The sequence below is a fragment of the Vibrio sp. ED002 genome, assembly GCF_023277445.1.
In the GTDB taxonomy this organism is placed as follows: domain Bacteria; phylum Pseudomonadota; class Gammaproteobacteria; order Enterobacterales; family Vibrionaceae; genus Vibrio; species Vibrio jasicida.
Genome location: NZ_CP080238.1, coordinates 2,667,372 through 2,681,411 on the forward strand (window position 1 = coordinate 2,667,372; position 14,040 = coordinate 2,681,411).

12 protein-coding genes and 2 tRNA genes are annotated in these 14,040 nt (G+C 45.6%); 12 read left to right on the forward strand and 2 right to left on the reverse strand.

Annotation, left to right across the window (positions count from 1 at the left end; translation table 11 throughout):
* Positions 1–28 precede the first annotated feature (28 nt).
* Positions 29–104, forward strand: a tRNA-Gly gene (locus tag ITG12_RS12405).
* Between the two features lie 34 nt (positions 105–138).
* Positions 139–215, forward strand: a tRNA-Met gene (locus ITG12_RS12410).
* A 606-nt stretch (positions 216–821) separates the two neighbouring features.
* Here the strand turns inward: ITG12_RS12410 and queG are convergent.
* A complete protein-coding gene (gene queG / locus ITG12_RS12415; RefSeq protein WP_038872045.1) occupies positions 822–1,949 on the reverse strand; it encodes a tRNA epoxyqueuosine(34) reductase QueG in 1,128 nt (375 codons plus the stop codon).
* A 297-nt stretch (positions 1,950–2,246) separates the two neighbouring features.
* Between queG and tsaE the strand changes: the two genes are divergently transcribed.
* The 8 genes from tsaE to hflC all read left to right on the forward strand — a co-directional run bounded on the left by tsaE (position 2,247) and on the right by hflC (position 11,411).
* Complete coding sequence (gene tsaE, locus ITG12_RS12420; protein ID WP_038872042.1) at positions 2,247–2,711, forward strand: tRNA (adenosine(37)-N6)-threonylcarbamoyltransferase complex ATPase subunit type 1 TsaE; 465 nt, start codon at positions 2,247–2,249, stop codon at positions 2,709–2,711.
* On the forward strand, positions 2,705–4,426 hold the full coding sequence (locus ITG12_RS12425) for a LysM peptidoglycan-binding domain-containing protein (protein WP_038877258.1): 1,722 nt from the start codon (positions 2,705–2,707) through the stop codon (positions 4,424–4,426). The genes tsaE and ITG12_RS12425 overlap by 7 nt, the downstream gene beginning before the upstream one ends.
* 18 nt (positions 4,427–4,444) lie before the next feature.
* Positions 4,445–6,463 (forward strand): DNA mismatch repair endonuclease MutL, encoded by a 2,019-nt coding sequence (gene mutL / locus ITG12_RS12430; RefSeq protein ID WP_038877259.1) that lies wholly within the window; start codon positions 4,445–4,447, stop codon positions 6,461–6,463.
* Positions 6,460–7,392: a tRNA (adenosine(37)-N6)-dimethylallyltransferase MiaA gene (gene miaA, locus ITG12_RS12435; protein WP_038872037.1), complete on the forward strand. Its 933-nt coding sequence runs from the start codon at positions 6,460–6,462 to the stop codon at positions 7,390–7,392. The genes mutL and miaA overlap by 4 nt, the downstream gene beginning before the upstream one ends.
* Positions 7,393–7,585: 193 nt before the next feature.
* A complete protein-coding gene (gene hfq, locus ITG12_RS12440) occupies positions 7,586–7,849 on the forward strand; it encodes an RNA chaperone Hfq (RefSeq protein WP_005438329.1) in 264 nt (87 codons plus the stop codon).
* A gap of 38 nt (positions 7,850–7,887) precedes the next feature.
* Positions 7,888–9,177: a ribosome rescue GTPase HflX gene (hflX, locus tag ITG12_RS12445; RefSeq protein ID WP_038872035.1), complete on the forward strand. Its 1,290-nt coding sequence runs from the start codon at positions 7,888–7,890 to the stop codon at positions 9,175–9,177.
* Positions 9,178–9,222: 45 nt separating this feature from the next.
* Positions 9,223–10,428, forward strand: coding sequence for an FtsH protease activity modulator HflK (gene hflK, locus ITG12_RS12450; protein ID WP_038872033.1), 1,206 nt, complete (start codon positions 9,223–9,225; stop codon positions 10,426–10,428).
* Between the two features lie 2 nt (positions 10,429–10,430).
* On the forward strand, positions 10,431–11,411 hold the full coding sequence (gene hflC / locus ITG12_RS12455; protein WP_038872031.1) for a protease modulator HflC: 981 nt from the start codon (positions 10,431–10,433) through the stop codon (positions 11,409–11,411).
* Between the two features lie 73 nt (positions 11,412–11,484).
* Here the strand turns inward: hflC and ITG12_RS12460 are convergent, their stop codons facing one another.
* Complete coding sequence (locus ITG12_RS12460; protein ID WP_038872028.1) at positions 11,485–11,670, reverse strand: DUF2065 domain-containing protein; 186 nt, start codon at positions 11,668–11,670, stop codon at positions 11,485–11,487.
* Positions 11,671–11,843: 173 nt separating this feature from the next.
* On the opposite strand from ITG12_RS12460, the gene ITG12_RS12465 reads away from it, so the two are divergent.
* Both ITG12_RS12465 and ITG12_RS12470 read left to right on the forward strand, forming a co-directional pair.
* Positions 11,844–13,160 (forward strand): adenylosuccinate synthase, encoded by a 1,317-nt coding sequence (locus tag ITG12_RS12465; RefSeq protein WP_038877261.1) that lies wholly within the window; start codon positions 11,844–11,846, stop codon positions 13,158–13,160.
* 229 nt (positions 13,161–13,389) lie between these two features.
* A complete protein-coding gene (locus ITG12_RS12470) occupies positions 13,390–14,025 on the forward strand; it encodes a tetratricopeptide repeat protein (RefSeq protein WP_038872022.1) in 636 nt (211 codons plus the stop codon).
* Positions 14,026–14,040 lie beyond the last annotated feature (15 nt).

Sequence of the window (14,040 nt, forward strand, 5' to 3'; positions counted from 1 at the left end):
AGCCCTCATTGTGCTTAACAGTGACATTGCGACACTAGCTCAGTTGGTAGAGCGCAACCTTGCCAAGGTTGAGGTCACGAGTTCGAACCTCGTGTGTCGCTCCAGTTTCTATTATCGTATTAATCGATAATATACGGACGCGGGATGGAGCAGCTTGGTAGCTCGTCGGGCTCATAACCCGAAGGTCGTCGGTTCAAATCCGGCTCCCGCAACCAATTTTCAAGCGATAGTTTTAGTCACTAACTCAAACCATCGATGAATGTAACTCTATTTGCAATAGAGGTTACAGCCAGCCACATCGCTCTTTTCATAATGCTGAGAAGCATCAATCCCTGAAAAATAAAACTCTAATCCGCATCGAATGATGTCGGACGATTTCGTTTGTGTTTTAAACATGAGACGAGACGGCTGACCAATGAATATTCTGGTGTTCGGGGCGTTTTCACATCTTTAATTAACAGAGTTATCCACATATATCGTTCTGTGGATAAGTTGGTTGATAAAGTGTTTTCTGCTTGGGGTTTAAAGGTTGTAAAGAAAGATCTTTTCCAAATCTGACAGCGGTTAAACTTTTTATTAAATGCTTAAGTTGTTGTTATGTATGGGGAAAGGTGCTTTTATTGCGGATCGGGTGCGTTAAATTTGGATCATTACTTTGTGTTTTTTTGATCCTAATCATTTCTTTAGGTTGTGTTTAACTTTTTTCTATAACCTATTTTCTCTCAATACTCTTATTTTTTTCCACATTACAGAATTGAGAACAAGGTCATGAATTGATCGGGCAAAAAATGTTTTCAATCTCTTGCATATGAGCTACGCATTTATGCGTCTCTTGGTAGGCCTTTTTCGACAATCCGGATTAACCGCTTTTTCTTCGTTTCTACCGAGTCGGACTCATTGGTCGGAAGCTGATTAATTTGTTGCGTCAATGCCCATTCGATATGTTCATCAAGCAATTCACTTTCGCCACGTCTGTTTTCCAGTGCTTCAATGATTTGTTGACTATATTCTGCATTGCCAAGTGCGACAGAAATATTACGCAGCCATTGAACATGACCAATTCGACGAATCGCCGATCCCTCCATTTGTTTAAGGAAGGTCGCTTCATCCCAATGAAACATTGTCAGTAAATCAGGCTCTTCAAAGCTATCTCGGCGATGAAAGTCTTCTTGTTCCGTTAGTTCTGCGTATCGATTCCAAGGGCAGACTAATTGGCAGTCATCGCAACCATAAATGCGGTTGCCTATTGGCTTACGGAACTCTTCAGGAATCACACCATCAAATTCGATCGTGAGATAAGAGATACAGCGACGCGCATCCACCACCTTATCCTCAACGATTGCTTGAGTCGGGCAGGAAGTAATGCATGCTTTACATTTGTCACATTGATCGACGCTTGGTTCATCTACTGGCAATGGCAGGTCAATCAGCAATTCGCCAAGAAAGAACCAAGATCCACAGTCTTTATCTAAGATAAGTGAATGTTTGCCTGTCCAGCCTAGCCCCGCTTTCTGAGCAAGAGGTCTTTCTAAGATAGGAGCAGAATCGACAAATGGACGGTAGCCATACTGTCCTACTTCTTGTTCGATAAGCTTGCCAAGCTTATTCAGTTGCTTTCTTACTAGCTTGTGATAATCGCGTCCAAGCGCATAACGACTAATGTATGCGTGATTCTTGTTAGCTAAGTTGGAGGCGAAGTGGGCTTCCGGAGGTAGGTAGTTCATGCGTACGCTTATTACGCGTACGGTTCCCGGCAAAAGTTCATCTGGTCTTGCGCGCATCATGCCATGACGAGCCATCCAATCCATTGAACCGTGATAGCCAGCATCAAGCCATTTTTGCAGAGCCGCCTCATGTTCACTAAGATCAACATCGCAGATACCGACTTTCTGAAAGCCGAGCTCTTTACCCCAAATTTTGATTTGTTGAGCGAGTTGTTCGAAGTTCATGTTTTATCACCGAGATAAAGGGGGGCGGATCTTACCGGATCTTACTCATTGGTGCTACCAGAAAGTCTAGACATAAAGTCGAGAAATAGATTTTGAAACAAAGTCATCGACTGTTGACTTTGATGTGACCAAATCTGTTTATGCATTCAATAGAATCAGGGAATTAGGATTTGTCTTTTTGACTACTTTTTTCGCATATATGACATTTGAGAGCTTGTCTCTCAAAACCAACACAGTTTACTATTCCTGTTCTTTTGATTTTTATATAGTCAACGATCATTAGTTAGAGATACATCAATGAGCACGAAACAATTTAATCTTAAAGATGAGCATGAAACGGTAGCACTTGGTACCGCATTGGCTCAGCTTTGTTCTCAACAAACCACTATTTATCTACACGGGGATCTGGGTGCGGGTAAAACAACATTTAGTCGTGGTTTTGTCCGTGCTCTTGGTCATCAAGGCAATGTAAAAAGTCCAACCTATACTTTGGTTGAACCTTATCAGTTGGATAAGTGGCAAGTTTATCACTTTGACCTTTATCGTCTTGCGGATCCTGAAGAACTTGAGTTCATGGGGATTCGCGATTATTTCACTGATGATGCGATTTGCTTAGTTGAATGGCCAGAAAAAGGGCAAGGATTGCTGCCACAGCCAGATCTTGATGTGGACATTCGTTACCAAGGCGAGCAGCGTGTAGCCGAATTAACGGCGAATAATGAATATGGTGTGCAGTTACTCAGTCAATTGGAGCTATGTTGAGTCTTTCAAAATTTAGAGCGGTGGCAGCGTTAGTTGCCACTCTTCTCCTTATCATCCCCAATTTAGCGTTTGCTAACGTTGTTAAAAGTTTCCGAGTATGGCCTTCACCTGATGAGACTCGTGTCGTCATCGATTTAAGCGCGGAAGCTGACTATTCCTATTTCTCTCTATCTGGGCCGGATCGCCTTGTTGTGGATCTCAAAAACACATCAATGCAAGCGAAGTTGCCTGTCACTGTGACGGATAGTCCAGTGTTGAAGCGAGTGCGCAAAAGCTCTCCGCCTAATAAAAACACTTACCGTTTGGTGTTTGAGTTGAAAAAAGGTGTTAAAGCCGAGTTGTTTACGCTCAGCCCGACGCCGGGTGGTCAATATGGTCATCGTCTCGTCATTGACCTGCCACATGGCAAAAAGACAGCGACACCAGCGGCTAAGCCAAATAAGCCAACAACGACCAACAAAGACATGAGCACGGTACAGCGCGCTCAAGAAATTTTGATTGTGATCGACCCTGGTCATGGCGGTGAAGATCCTGGCTCTATTGGCCCATCTCGTCGTAAATACGAAAAAGACGCGGTACTGAGTATTTCTCGTAAACTGTCGGCGCAACTCAATGCCGTTCCGGGTATCAAAACTCGCATGACGCGTACCGGAGATTACTTCGTTAACTTGAACCGTCGTGTTGCGATTGCACGTGAAAATGATGCTCATCTGTTGATATCAATTCACGCGGATGCCTTTACTTCACCAAAACCACGCGGTGGCTCTGTCTTCGTTTTGAATACACGCCGAGCAAACACAGAAATTTCTCGTTGGGTTGAAAACCACGAGAAACAGTCTGAGATCCTAGGTGGCTCTGGTACTGCGTTTGTCAGTAACACCAATGACCGCAATGTTAACCAGACCTTGTTAGACCTTCAGTTCAGCCATTCTCAGAAAGAAGGTTACAAGTTGGCGACGAGTATTTTGGGGGAAATGGGCAAAGTCGCTCGTTTGCATAACTCAAAACCAATCAATACCAGTCTTGCGGTTTTACGCTCTCCACAGATCCCTTCAGTACTGGTTGAAACCGGCTTTATCTCGAACCCAACGGAAGAGAAGTTATTGTTCCAACGTGCTCACCAAGACAAGTTAGCGCGTGCGATCACTAAAGCCGTTGTTCAGTACTTAAAAGATAATCCACCAGAAGGTACGGTGTTCTCTTCTTCATCGAAGTCTGCTGTTCACACGGTAAAACGAGGTGAGTCTTTATCTGTGATTGCGCAAAAATACGGAACGTCGACCAAAGCCATCATGAGTGCGAATAAACTTAAATCTAGTGGTTTGGCGGTCGGTCAGAAGTTGAAGATTCCGGGCTCTGGTGCGGTTTCTATCTCGATTCCAAATAAACCTAATACGGTGGAAACTGAGACAATCACACACACGGTTAAATCAGGTGAGTTCCTCGGTAAGATCGCCAGTCATTACAAAGTGAAGATTGCCGATATTCGTCGTGAAAATAATCTGAAATCAGACACGGTTTGGGTCGGTCAGAAGCTGAAGATCACTGTCGCAGTGAAAGACAAGCCAATCCGCAAGCACAAAGTTGCTCGTGGTGAATACCTAGGTAAGATTGCATCGAAGTATGGCGTTAGCGTCTCAAGCATTCGTAAAGCAAACAACCTGCGTTCTGACGAGCTTGCCGTAGGACAGGTACTGATCATTCCAAACAAATAAGTGAGCTTATAACTCATCATGACCATTAAGATTTTGCCAGCTCGGTTGGCAAACCAAATCGCGGCAGGAGAAGTGGTTGAAAGACCCGCTTCTGTCGTGAAAGAACTGGTAGAAAACAGTCTCGACTCTGGCGCGACTCGAATCGATATCGATATCGAAAAAGGTGGCGCCAAGCTAATTCGCGTGCGCGATAACGGCAAAGGGATTGTTAAAGATGAGTTAGGTCTGGCGCTCAGTCGTCATGCCACCTCTAAGATCCACACATTGGACGATCTTGAAGCCATCATGAGTCTGGGTTTCCGTGGTGAGGCGTTAGCGAGTATCAGCTCGGTCTCGCGCCTTACCATGACTTCTCGCCCAGCAGCACAAGAACAAGCGTGGAGTGCTTACTCTGAAGGTCGAGATATGCAAGTTAAGCTCCAACCGACTGCACATCCGATAGGCACCTCGGTTGAAGTATTAGACCTATTTTTCAATACGCCGGCACGTCGCAAGTTCCTTAGAACTGAAAAGACGGAATTCGCACACATTGATGAGCTTTTGAAGCGTATCGCACTGAGCCGCTTTGACGTTACCATCAACGTACGCCACAACGGCAAAATGATCCGTCAATACCGCGCGGCAAAGAACCAACAGCAAACTGAAAAGCGTATCGCGGCGGTATGTGGTAACGCCTTTGTGCGTAATATGCTGCGTATTGAACTGGAGCATCAAGGGTTGAAGCTTCACGGCTGGATCACGACACCGGAGGGAGCAAGACAGCAAAGCGATTTGCAGTACTGTTATGTGAATGGGCGAATGATGCGTGACAAGTTGATCAATCATGCGATTCGCCAAAGCTATGAAACCAGCCTTAAGCCAGATCAGTTTGCTGCGTATGTGTTGTTTATTGAACTGGACCCGCACCAAGTGGATGTTAACGTGCATCCAGCCAAGCATGAAGTGCGTTTCCATCAAGCCCGCTTAGTGCATGACTTTATCTATCAAGCTTTGGCAGACGCGCTTGCGCAAAGCTCGGTGATTGATAAACCTCACGTCAACGAATCCGCGTTCCACCATGCCGACCCTGTTGAATTTTTTGAGGCAAGCACGGAAAATCAAGAACCAGTCAGTGCACCAGAGCCTGTGAATTCTCCTGTGCCAGAGCATGTCTATCAAGCGATTGATAACACTCCAGCTTATCCGGGGCGTTCAGACTATGAAGCGAAACCTCGCGATAGGGCACCAAGTGATTCTTCTGTGCGAGAAGCACGTCCGGCGGATTCTTTCAGACGAACAGATTGGGTTGAATCAAAACCTGCACCTAAACCAAGTTCTAACAGAGAGCAACGTCATGCAGAGCCTGCGCCAAGTAAACAAGAAGTGCGTGCTTATCATGAATTGCTTCAAACGCCAGACTTTGAGCCTCAAACTGAAACGATCGGAGAGGCGGTAAGCGTATCAACAGAGACAGAACTCTCTCCCGTTACGGCACTTAGCAAAGCTTTAGCCGTGGTGGACGAACAGTATGTGTTGATGAGCAGCGACAGTGGCGCAGCTTTGGTCGCGTTGCCAAGAGCGGAGTTTTATCGGACCAAAGGTCAGCTCACACCAAGTGACGGAGCGTTAAAAGCTCAACCGTTACTGGTACCATTATCGATCAAGTTGGAATCGAGCTTGGTTCAATTAGCACAAGATTATCAGCAAGATTTTGCTCAGCTTGGTATCCAGCTAAAATCACGAAATGATAAAGCGTTGATGGTCATGGGAGTACCGGCCCCGTTGCGCCAACAAAACTTACAAAATCTGATACCAGATCTGTTATCTTACGCGCAAACTCGCTTGACGGGAGAGATGGCAACGGCGTCGCTGTTATCTGAGCTGATTGATTGGCTTGCGTTGCAAGTCACAACGGTTAAGAGCCACTATACTTTCTCTGAAGCCATTCAAATTATTGCGGAACTTGAACAGCTAAGACATGGTCAATTGCCATTGGAAGACACCCATTTTGTGTCTGCTGTTGATTTCTCTGCCTCGATTGCCAAATTAAAGCCATGACAGACAAACTACCTTTGGCCCTCTTTTTGATGGGACCAACTGCATCAGGTAAAACAGAGCTCGCCATTCGCCTACGCCAAAAATATCCGGTTGAGATCATTAGCGTCGATTCCGCATTGATCTACAAGGACATGAATATTGGTACGGCTAAACCTGATGAACGCGAACTGAGCCTAGCACCGCATCGTCTTATTGATATCTTAGATCCTAGTGAATCTTACTCAGCGGCAGACTTTCGTCGTGATGCCCTACAAGCAATGGATGACATTGTTGCAGAAGGGAAAATTCCGCTCTTAGTCGGCGGTACCATGCTGTATTACAAAGCATTACTTGAAGGCCTATCACCTCTTCCTGCTGCAAATCCTGAAATTCGTCAGCAAATTGAGCAAGAAGCATTGACTAAAGGTTGGTCAGTGTTGCACGATGAGCTGAAAGAGATTGATCCTGTATCAGCTGCGAGAATCCATCCAAACGATCCTCAGCGTTTATCGAGGGCGTTGGAAGTTTTCCGTATTTCAGGTAAAACTCTTACTGAGTTGACTCAAACTAAAGGTGATAGCTTACCTTATCGAGTCAAACAGTTTGCAATAGCTCCCATGGACAGGGCAGAACTTCACCGTCGAATTGAGCTGCGCTTCGAGAAGATGATGGAAGCAGGTTTTGAAGAAGAAATGAAAGCGTTGTATGCGCGTGACGATCTTCACCCTGATCTTCCATCAATACGTTGTGTTGGTTACAGACAGATGTGGGAGTATTTAGACGGGGAGTGCACTCGTGATGAAGCTGTTTTTCGTGGCGTATGTGCAACTCGTCAATTGGCCAAGCGTCAAATCACCTGGTTACGCAGCTGGAATGATTTAACTTGGTTGGATAGCGACAACATTGAACAAGCACTCGAAACCATGTCAGAAGCAATAGCATCTGATTGAGATAGCTGTGTATAATGTGATCGTTTTTGCGTGATCGCACTCTCAAAGGATCTGTTATTGGCGGTTTTTATACTATGCTGCTAATTACTTAGGGTGCATTTTGATTCGTTTAGCTCAGATGCAAAAAGCAGTACCTTTTGCATTGCACCACTAGCTAAATAATTACAACTACAAATTAAATAAGGAAAATAAAATGGCTAAGGGGCAATCTCTACAAGACCCATTCCTAAATGCGCTACGTCGTGAGCGTATCCCGGTATCTATCTACCTTGTGAACGGTATTAAACTACAAGGTCAGATCGAATCTTTCGATCAATTCGTGATCCTGCTGAAAAACACTGTAAATCAAATGGTGTACAAGCACGCAATCTCTACCGTTGTTCCGGCTCGTCCAGTGAGCCACCACAGTGGTGATCGTCCTCAAGGTGATCGTCCACAAGAGAAATCTGAAGATTAATTCTTCATTTAGTATTGCTAAAATAAGGAGTTGATTGCTTGTTTGACCGTTATGAATCCGGTGAGCGAGCCGTACTTGTTCATATCAACTTCACGCAAGAAGGTGAATGGGAAGATCTGGCTGAGTTTGAAATGCTGGTTTCTTCCGCTGGGGTAGAGGCACTGCAAGTTGTAACTGGCAGTCGTCAATCCCCACACCCGAAATACTATGTCGGAGAGGGTAAGGCACAAGAAATTGCTACTGCGGTACAATTAACTGGTGCTGAAATTGTGATTTTTAATCACTCCCTCTCTCCTGCCCAAGAACGTAACCTCGAAGCACTGTGCAAATGTCGAGTCCTCGACCGCACTGGTCTCATCCTCGATATCTTTGCTCAACGAGCACGAACACACGAAGGTAAGCTGCAAGTAGAGCTAGCCCAACTTCGTCATATTTCTACTCGTTTGATTCGTGGTTGGACGCACCTTGAAAGGCAGAAAGGCGGCATCGGTCTACGTGGGCCGGGGGAAACTCAGTTAGAGACTGACCGTCGATTATTGCGTGACAGAATTAAAGCTATCCTTCGCCGTCTCGAAAAAGTTGCGAAGCAGCGTGAACAAGGGCGCCGCGCCCGAAATCGAGCAGAAATCCCAACGATTTCTCTTGTGGGTTACACCAACGCGGGTAAGTCGACACTCTTCAACCGCATTACAGAAGCTGGCGTTTACGCGGCAGATCAATTATTTGCTACTCTTGACCCAACTTTACGTAAGATAGAGTTAGACGATGTGGGGCCTGCAATTCTTGCAGATACCGTTGGATTTATCCGACATTTACCACATGATTTGGTTGCTGCCTTCAAAGCAACCTTGCAGGAAACGCAAGAAGCTGACATTTTGTTACATGTTGTTGATGCCAGTGACGAGCGTTTTCGTGAGAATATTCAAGCTGTTCATGAAGTATTAGAAGAGATCGACGCACATGAAGTGCCGACGCTCGTAGTAATGAACAAGATTGACAATCTAGAAGAGCAAAATCCTCGTATTGAACGTGATGAGGAAGGCGTGCCTCGAGCGGTCTGGGTTTCTGCGATGGATGGATTGGGCATTGATCTCCTATTTGATGCGCTGACAGAACGTTTGGCGTCGCAAATGGTTGAGCATCAGTTGCGAATTCCTCCACAGTATCAAGGACGATTCCGTAGTACATTCTTCCAAATGAAGTGTATTCAACGTGAGGAATATGACCAGGAAGGTAACTTGTTGATCGATATTCGAATGCAACAGGTAGATTGGTCTAGACTTGAAAAAAGAGAAGGGGCAGTTTTAGTCGACTTTATAGTCACTTAAAGGACTGCTACAGTATAACGTCATATCAAATGATGGAGCTTTCTAATGGCGTGGAATGAGCCTGGAAATAACAACGGCAACAATGGCCGCGATAATGACCCTTGGGGTAATAATAATCGTGGTGGCCAGCGTCCTGGTGGCCGAGATCAAGGTCCGCCAGATTTAGATGAAGTGTTCAGCAAACTGAGTCAAAAGCTGGGTGGCAAATTTGGTAAAAAAGGCGGCGGCGGTGGTTCACCTATCGGCGGTGGTGGTAGTGCGATTGGCTTTGGTGTCATTGCAGTTATCGCGATTGCAGTATGGTTCTTCGCTGGCTTTTACACCATCGGTGAAGCAGAGCGCGGTGTCGTACTGCGTTTAGGTAAATACGACCGTATCGTAGACCCAGGTCTGAACTGGCGTCCTCGTTTCATTGATGAATACGAAGCGGTTAACGTACAAGCGATTCGTTCACTACGTGCATCAGGTCTAATGCTGACTAAAGATGAAAACGTAGTAACAGTAGCGATGGACGTTCAATACCGTGTTGCTGACCCATACAAATATCTATACCGCGTAACGAATGCTGATGACAGTTTGCGTCAAGCAACCGACTCAGCTCTGCGTGCAGTAATTGGTGACTCACTGATGGATAGCATCCTAACCAGTGGTCGTCAGCAAATCCGTCAAACAACGCAAGAAACACTGAATCAAATCATCGATAGCTACGATATGGGCATCGTGATTGTAGATGTGAACTTCCAGTCTGCACGTCCACCAGAGCAAGTGAAAGATGCGTTCGATGATGCAATTGCGGCACGTGAGGATGAAGAGCGTTTCATCCGTGAAGCAGAAGCTTACAAAAACGAAATCTTGCCGAAGGCAACAGGTCGAGCAGAGCGTTTGAAGAAAGAAGCACAAGGTTACAACGAGCGTGTGACGAACGAAGCGCTTGGTCAAGTGGCTCAGTTTGAAAAACTACTGCCTGAATACCTAGCAGCTCCTGGCGTAACTCGAGATCGTCTGTACATTGACGCAATGGAAGAAGTTTACTCAAGCACATCGAAAGTGCTGATCGACTCTGAATCCAGCGGCAACCTTCTTTACCTTCCAATTGATAAATTGGCAGGCCAAGATGGTCAATCAGACTCTAAACGTAAATCGAAATCGACTTCAACATACGACCACATTCAACTTGAATCTGAGCGTACTCAAGAAGACACTTCGAACACGCAGTCTCGTTCAACGGGTACACGTCAAGGGAGATACTAAGAATGCGTAAGTTAATGATCCCTGTACTGGTAATCGCTCTGGCATTAATGCTGATGTCACTGTTCGTGATTCCTGAAGGTGACCGCGGTATTGTGGTTCGATTTGGCCGTGTCTTGAAAGACAACAACGACATCACTCGTATTTACGAGCCGGGCCTGCACTTCAAAATGCCTTTGTTTGACCGCGTGAAAACACTAGATGCGCGTATCCAAACAATGGATGGCCGTGCTGACCGTTTCGTAACGTCTGAGAAAAAAGACGTAATCATTGATACCTACGTGAAGTGGCGTATCGAAGATTTCGGTCGTTACTACCTAGCAACAGGTGGCGGCAATACGCTGACTGCCGAGGCGCTTCTTGAGCGTAAGGTAACGGACGTACTACGTGCAGAAATCGGTGCTCGTGAAATCAAGCAAATCGTATCTGGTCCACGTAACAACGACGTACTTCCAGAAGACGCAACCAGCGAGGAAGTAAGTACTGAAGCAGCTCGTGAAGCATTGGAAATCGATGGTGAACGTGACCTAATCATGTCTGAAGTGTTGAAAGACACACGCGACAGCGCAATGAAAGATTTGGGTGTTCGCATCGTTGACTTCCGTATGAAGAAGATCAACCTACCAGATGAGATCAGTGAATCAATCTACCGTCGTATGCGTGCAGAACGTGAGTCGGTAGCTCGTAAGCACCGTTCTCAAGGTCGTGAGAAAGCCGAAGTTATCCGTGCACAAGCTGAGCTTGAAGTGGCAACAATTCTTGCAGAAGCAGACAAAACAGCTCGTGTAACACGAGGTGAGGCGGATGCAGAAGCTGCGAAGATCTATGCGAATGCTTACAACAAAGATCCTGAGTTCTTCAGCTTCCTTCGTTCTTTAAAAGCTTACGAGAAATCGTTCAGCTCTAAGAATGACATTCTTGTACTTGATCCGAAGAGTGAGTTCTTCCAGTACATGAATAACGCGAAAGGCGCAAAAGCTGAATAAGCGAATTGCTAAACGACAAAAGGCTCCTATATGGAGCCTTTTTTATATCTGCTGGAAAATAAGCGCTGGCGGCTTAACTCATCATTATCGCGATGACCGCTCCGGCGACGACCAGACAGCCACCAATCCGACGCAACTGGTTATCTGGTTGGTCACTCAACTGAGCCACCATGTTACGCCAACCGTTTGGGGCAATCAGTGGTCCAATTCCTTCTACAATCAAAACCAGCCCGATAGCCAGCCAAATAGACTCAGACATTGCGATTCCTTGTGGATTTAAGAAAGGTAAATATTATCAGTGATGTAGTGATTTCGAAATGAACAACATCGGTGATGTTTGCATTCTAGTATCAACTCTGTGAACAAAAATGACTGCAAGAAGGGGGATTCGGTGCTAGAATCCATTTTTAACTAGCAATCAGACTTGGAAAGATGGGAAATAACGTAGTCGTTCTAGGCACCCAATGGGGTGACGAAGGTAAAGGTAAAATTGTAGACCTTTTAACTGAAGATGCAAAATACGTGGTACGCTACCAAGGCGGTCACAATGCAGGTCATACACTTGTAATTGACGGTGAAAAAACCGTTCTTCACTTAATTCCATCAGGTATCCTTCGCGATAACGTAAAATGCGTTATCGGTAACGGTGTAGTGCTATCGCCTGAAGCTCTAATTAAAGAAATGAAACCTCTTGAAGAGCGCGGCATTCCAGTACGCGAGCGTCTTTTCATTTCTGAAGCATGTCCTCTAATTCTTCCTTACCACGTTGCAATGGACCAAGCTCGCGAAATCGCTCGCGGTAAAAAAGCTATTGGTACAACAGGTCGTGGTATCGGTCCAGCATACGAAGATAAAGTTGCTCGTCGCGGTCTACGCGTTGGCGACCTATTCGATATGGAAGCGTTCGCTGAGAAACTAAAAGAAGTAATGGAATTCCATAACTTCCAACTAGAGCATTTCTACAAAGCTGAACCAGTAAGCTATGAAGAAGTACTTGAGCAAGCTAAAGGCTACGCTGAGCTACTAACTTCAATGGTTATCGACGTAACTGACGAACTAGACGCAGCACGTAAGCGCGGCGACAAGATCATGTTCGAAGGTGCGCAAGGTACACTGCTAGATATCGACCACGGTACTTACCCTTACGTAACTTCTTCTAACACGACGGCTGGTGGTGTTGCTGCAGGTTCTGGTTTCGGTCCTCGTCATATCGGTTACATCCTTGGTATCACTAAAGCTTACTGTACTCGTGTTGGCTCTGGTCCATTCCCGACTGAGCTATACGACGGTCTAGACAAGCAAGATCCTGTTGGTAAGCATCTAGGTGAAGTTGGTCATGAGTTCGGTGCAACAACTGGTCGTCTACGCCGTACTGGTTGGTTCGATGCTGTTGCGATGCGTCGCGCAATCCAAATCAACTCTATCTCTGGCTTCTGTCTAACTAAACTAGACGTTCTAGATGGCCTAGAAGAGCTAAAAATCTGTACTGGTTACAAGATGAAAGATGGTTCTATCCTAGAAGTTTCTCCAATGGCAGCTGAGTCATTTGAGCAAGCGACACCAATCTACGAAACAATGCCTGGTTGGTCTGAGAACACATTTGGTGCTAAGTCAATCGACGCGCTACCACAAGCAGCTCTAGACTACATCAAGCGTATTGAAGAGCTAACTGGCGTGCCTGTAGACATCGTTTCAACAGGTCCAGATCGTAACGAAACTATCATCAAGGTTCACCCATTCGAATCTTAATCGATACTCGTTAGAGATTATAAAAGCCGACTTTCGAGTCGGCTTTTTTGTATCTGTAACTTGGCTGCACTGACGGAAAAATAAACTCGATATGGCAAATTGTTGCCGTTAAGCTTAAACAAGAGGCAAAAATTGTCTAAAGCTTAACTGACGTTTGCCGATAAGGTTATCAAGCAGAGGAGATCCTTCGCCGATCTTTGATTTCTCAGAATCCTTAAAGAGTACATTTATGAAGTTACGAACAGTGGCTGCTTCACTGTTATTGATGCTGAGTGCAACGTCGGTCAAGGCAGATGTTGCCGATGTGGGGGCACCAGTTCCCATCTATACCGAAGCAGAGTTAATTAAGCTTATTGAACAAAATAAGCATTTAGAACGCGTGCGTGCGGATAACTGCCAGTTGGTGGAAGATATTGTTGCACGTGCCACACGAATTAATTTACCGTCGTATGAGTTTCTCTACGGCGACATGCTGGCGTGGGGCGTTTGTGTAGAGCAAGATGTTGAACTTGGTCTCTACTATATGGAAAACGCTGCACACCAAGGCTTACCTGCTGCATTAGAGCAGCTTGGGCGCTACTACTCTCGTGGTACCTTAGTTCAACAAGATAAAGAGCGTGCAATCCCATACCTGCGAGAAGCGGCGGCAATGGGGAACCTTAATGCGCGTATTCATCTTGCTGAGTTATTGTTACGTGATTACGGTAGCCCATTGGATTACGAAGATGCTTACCGTTGGTTATACAACTCAGTCACGGCAGATCAGAGAAAGCATAAGCGTATTGCGGTGCTAAGAAATGGTTTAGAGCAACGTATGCCGCAAAACATCATTGCGCGAGCCAAGCGTCGCGACACTTTCTGGTAGATGTACTCTTAAAAC